Annotated in this window: 7 protein-coding genes; 1 reads left to right on the plus strand and 6 read right to left on the minus strand. The window is 61.4% G+C overall.

Going from position 1 to position 3,760, the window contains the following annotated elements:
- Window position 1 precedes the first annotated feature (1 nt).
- Window positions 2–361 (minus strand): roadblock/LC7 domain-containing protein, encoded by a 360-nt coding sequence (locus QXF46_09340; protein ID MEM0227064.1) that lies wholly within the window; start codon window positions 359–361, stop codon window positions 2–4.
- Entirely contained in the window at window positions 358–687 is a 330-nt protein-coding gene (locus tag QXF46_09345; protein MEM0227065.1) for a hypothetical protein, read from the minus strand. The genes QXF46_09340 and QXF46_09345 overlap by 4 nt, the downstream gene beginning before the upstream one ends.
- Before the next feature lie 95 nt (window positions 688–782).
- On the opposite strand from QXF46_09345, the gene QXF46_09350 reads away from it, so the two are divergent.
- Window positions 783–1,304, plus strand: coding sequence for a hypothetical protein (locus tag QXF46_09350; GenBank protein MEM0227066.1), 522 nt, complete (start codon window positions 783–785; stop codon window positions 1,302–1,304).
- Here the strand turns inward: QXF46_09350 and QXF46_09355 are convergent.
- The 4 genes from QXF46_09355 to QXF46_09370 all read right to left on the minus strand — a co-directional run.
- A complete protein-coding gene (locus QXF46_09355; GenBank protein MEM0227067.1) occupies window positions 1,294–2,076 on the minus strand; it encodes a class I SAM-dependent methyltransferase in 783 nt (260 codons plus the stop codon). The two genes, QXF46_09350 and QXF46_09355, sit on opposite strands and share 11 nt — an antisense overlap.
- A complete protein-coding gene (locus QXF46_09360) occupies window positions 2,073–2,858 on the minus strand; it encodes a hypothetical protein (protein ID MEM0227068.1) in 786 nt (261 codons plus the stop codon). Before QXF46_09360 ends, QXF46_09355 begins: the two co-directional genes overlap by 4 nt.
- On the minus strand, window positions 2,848–3,372 hold the full coding sequence (locus QXF46_09365) for a Rab family GTPase (protein ID MEM0227069.1): 525 nt from the start codon (window positions 3,370–3,372) through the stop codon (window positions 2,848–2,850). Before QXF46_09365 ends, QXF46_09360 begins: the two co-directional genes overlap by 11 nt.
- Before the next feature lie 17 nt (window positions 3,373–3,389).
- Window positions 3,390–3,760 (minus strand): roadblock/LC7 domain-containing protein (locus QXF46_09370; GenBank protein ID MEM0227070.1); only part of this gene is annotated, 371 nt, incomplete at its 5' end.

Consider the following 3,760-nt stretch of genomic DNA (forward strand, 5'->3'; position numbering starts at 1 on the left):
GCTACTTCTTGACGCTAGCGGCGATCTTGTCCGTGTACTTGTCGAGGAGGTAGTAGATGAGGCCCAGGTTCGGCTTTGGCTTGGAGATGAGGCACAGGACGAGCCCGCCGATTTCCCGCATAAGCACCACTCTGCTGTCCTTGAGCTCGACTAGGACGTCCCTCACCCCCGTGCTGAAGTACTGCTGGAAAGCCTCACCAACACCGGCTACGACGGCCGCGCCAAGGGCTGACACGATGTCATCGATGTCCGAGGGGTTGGAGGCCGCCACCAGTACACCGTCTGGAGTCGCGAGGATCGCACGCTCCAGCTCGCCGAGGCTCTTCTTCACCAGCTCCCCCAGCACTAGCTCCACGCTCATCGCGCAACCACCCTGTACAACCCCTCCTCCTGGGGCGTCACCTCGATCGTCAGCTCGCCCACCCTAGCCCTCATCTCGGAGAGCTTGCCCATTTCCTCCAGCACCCGTGCGGCTTGGACTACGTATGCTACCAGCACGCTGTCAGCTGGACCTTGAGCCTCGACGATGAGGCCTCTCCAATCCACGAGCGCTGACCACCTTTCTGGCGCCCTCTCTCTTTTATTTTTTGCTCTACCCCTCCTGGCGAGCGCTAGCGCGACCACTACTCCCACAGCTGCCGCAGCGGCAGCCGCGATGAGCACCGTCAAGAGGTTAAACTCGGGCACCGAGATTCCTCCAACGGACAAGTTATATACCTAATCTTGGAAACCACCCGCGCGCAACAATTATAAGTTTTTACGAGATATCCCCGCGGTGGGTGTTGGAAACCGAAACCGTGCTCGTTGCAGGAACCTTTGGAGCTGGGAAAACCACTTTCATACGCACCGTTAGCGGGAAGTTTCTCACTGCTGAGAGGGAGTTGAGCGGGGAAAAGGTGAGCTTCGGTGAGAGGAAGCTGAAGATGACGACAACGGTTTTCGCGGACATCGGCGTCGTTGAGCTAGACGGGAGGAAGCTGCTCCTCTACGGAGCGCCCGGCCAGTCGAGGTTCGACTTCACCGTTAGGGCGCTCGCGTCCCGCTGCCGCCACATAATCCTCCTCATCGACACCTCCGATGAGGCAGCCGTGATGAGGAGCCGCCTCTACTACGAGCGCCTCATCAAGCCCTACTTCGCCAGGTTCGAGAGGAGGCTGCTAGCCTTGAACAAGCGCGACGTCTCGAGGCTGACCGTTGAAAGGGTGTTCCAGCTCTTCGGCAGGGTGGACGAGCCCTACGTTGAAACCGTAGCCACAAACCAGGAGTCCTGCTATAGGGCCTTGCGGGCTCTCTTCAAGGCTTGACGGCCACGATCGTCGTCAGCAGATCCCCCTCCCAGGACCTCACCCTAGCGAAACCCTCCGTAAGCATCATGTCCTCCAGGCTCTCCCTGCTGAAAGGCGCGGGGCCTTTGAGCGCGGCAATGAAGGGGGCGAGGGGGTTAACGGAGCCTCCGCGCTCGAGGGGGGCGACGAGGAGCAGCTGGCCGCCGGGCTCCAGCGTCGAGAAGGCTCGGCTCACGAGGACGCGAGGGTTGATCAACCACGTCGCTGGCGAAGCCGCGATGGCTAGACCGACGGGGTCTCTGACTAGGCGGGCGATGCTCAGCACGTCCCCCACCAGGAGCTCGTAGTTCGAAGCTCCGATCCCCCTCAAGCGCTCCTCTACGAGCTCCAAGTTCAGCCGTGAAGGGTCAACAGCCACGAGCTTGCCCCACTGCGGGGCTGCAAGCTCGAGGCAAACCCCCGTGCACGAGTGCACATCGACGGCCGCGCTCCCCGGCCTAGCCTTTACGGCGGCGAGCCCCCGCCTCACCGCCTCCTGGAACTCGCCGGAGTACATGAACGCTTCGCTGAAAAGCCTGAACTCGGGGGCGGCGAAGGGCTCCGGGGAATCCCTGATGGACAGAACCCTCTCCGAAAGGAAGTGGAAGACCTTGAGCAGGTACGGGTCGGGCTGCCTCCTCGCCGGCGCAACCATCGATGCTAGGCGCACGACGTCGCCAGCCCAGGGAGCGCCGGAGATCTTCTGAACCAGCATCCTCAGGGCCTCGATCGCAGCCGCTCTCGCGCTCAAGATCCCACCTCCTCAAACCCGACGACTCCGCGACGCTCGAGGGAGATGAGCGCGCTCAACCTCTCCCTCATCGTCAGAGGGTCGGGCCCCACCACCGCGTCGATGAGCCGCCACCCGTTCACGCTCAAAGCGAAGTCGATCATCCTAGCGGAGAGCCAGGTGATGCGGTTGATGTACGCCCTCAAGAGCTCCGCCGCACCCGGATCCACCTTCACGACCAACCGCCTCGCCTTCATCGCGATCTCGAACATGCGCGGGGCGAAGGGGCTTGGAGGGTAGGGGATGCTCGCGTCCATCAGCAGGATCGAGAGCAGCAAACCGCTCGGATCGAGCTGCCCCACTCTAGCGACCGCCGAGAGAAGGCTCTCGCCCCAGGATATCGCCTGGGCAGCCTTCGATAGATCCTTCAACTCCGCCTCAAGAGCCCCTCTCTCCCCCTGCACTCTCAGTAGGGCCCTCGGGTTCCCCGCGAAGCACTCAACGCTCCAACCCTCAGACAGCACTCGGAACCCGGACAGATTGCTCATGTAGGATAGGTAGGTGGGAGTCACCCGGATCACTTCACCCCGCTGAAGCGTCCTGAAGACCCGTACGCCCCTATCCCTCCCCTCGCCGTCCACGTAGACGACGAAGACGTGGTCACCGTGGTACTCAGCCACACCGATTAAGCCGGTGGGGCTCGAGGCTGCGGCGACGAGCGCGTCCTCCCCCACCTGTATGGTGCTCTCCCTGCCGCACTGGGGGCAGCTCAGCTTCAGCAGGCGGACAGCCCTAGCCGCCACGCTCACACCTCAAGACCACCCTCAAGAGATCAATAAAGGGTGCCTCAATATTAAACCCATCTTTCGCTGAAACCTCGTAGTATCCAATGTAACCCCTGGATCTGGCGTACTGCTCCGCGAAGCTGCGCGGGATCACCCTCATGTCCTCTAGATCCACCTTGTTGCCCACGAGAACTCGTGGCACGTCGCCGATCGTTGAGACCGTAATCTCCAGCCACTCCTCCAGGTGCTCGAACGTCTCCTCCCTCGTCACGTCGAAGACGAACACCGCCCCCCTAGCACCCCTCAGAAAGACGGGAGCTAGGAACCGGAAGCGCTCCTCACCCCCCAAATCCCAGATCACGATCCTGACGGGCCCGTCATCGAAATGGAGCTCCCTCGTGTAGTGCGCGACGCCGACCGTGAGCCGCTGGACGGGGTTGAAGGCTGCCCCCGTAAACCTGTTCGCAATGCTCGTCTTGCCGACCCCTCCATCTCCGCAGAGAACTATCTTGTAAGCTCTCTGTGGCGCCACTAGGGATTCATCGATTCTCAGCTTAAAATTTTCCCTATCTTCTGCGACGCCTGCTCCGCCTGCCACAAAGCGAAACCCAGCTTCGACTCCAGCCTGACGAGCATCACGAGGACGAAATCCCTACTTACGCTCTTGATTATGAGCGTCCCACCCTCACTCGTCACAATCAAGTGGCGCAGCGCACCACCGCGCAGCTCCTTAATCACCTGCTCCGCAACACCCTGCAGCGTCGCAGCCATCGCCGAAACCTTCAACTCGTCAGCTTCACTCATCGCCGAGACCACAGGCATACCGTCGCTCGAAACGACGGCCACCGCGTCAAGCGCGGGATTATCCCTCTTCATCTCCTCCAGAATCTGGCTCACAGCCTCGTACCTACCCTGCATAC

The sequence above is a fragment of the Thermofilaceae archaeon genome (genome assembly GCA_038731975.1).
In the GTDB taxonomy this organism is placed as follows: Archaea; Thermoproteota; Thermoprotei; order Thermofilales; family Thermofilaceae; genus JANXEW01.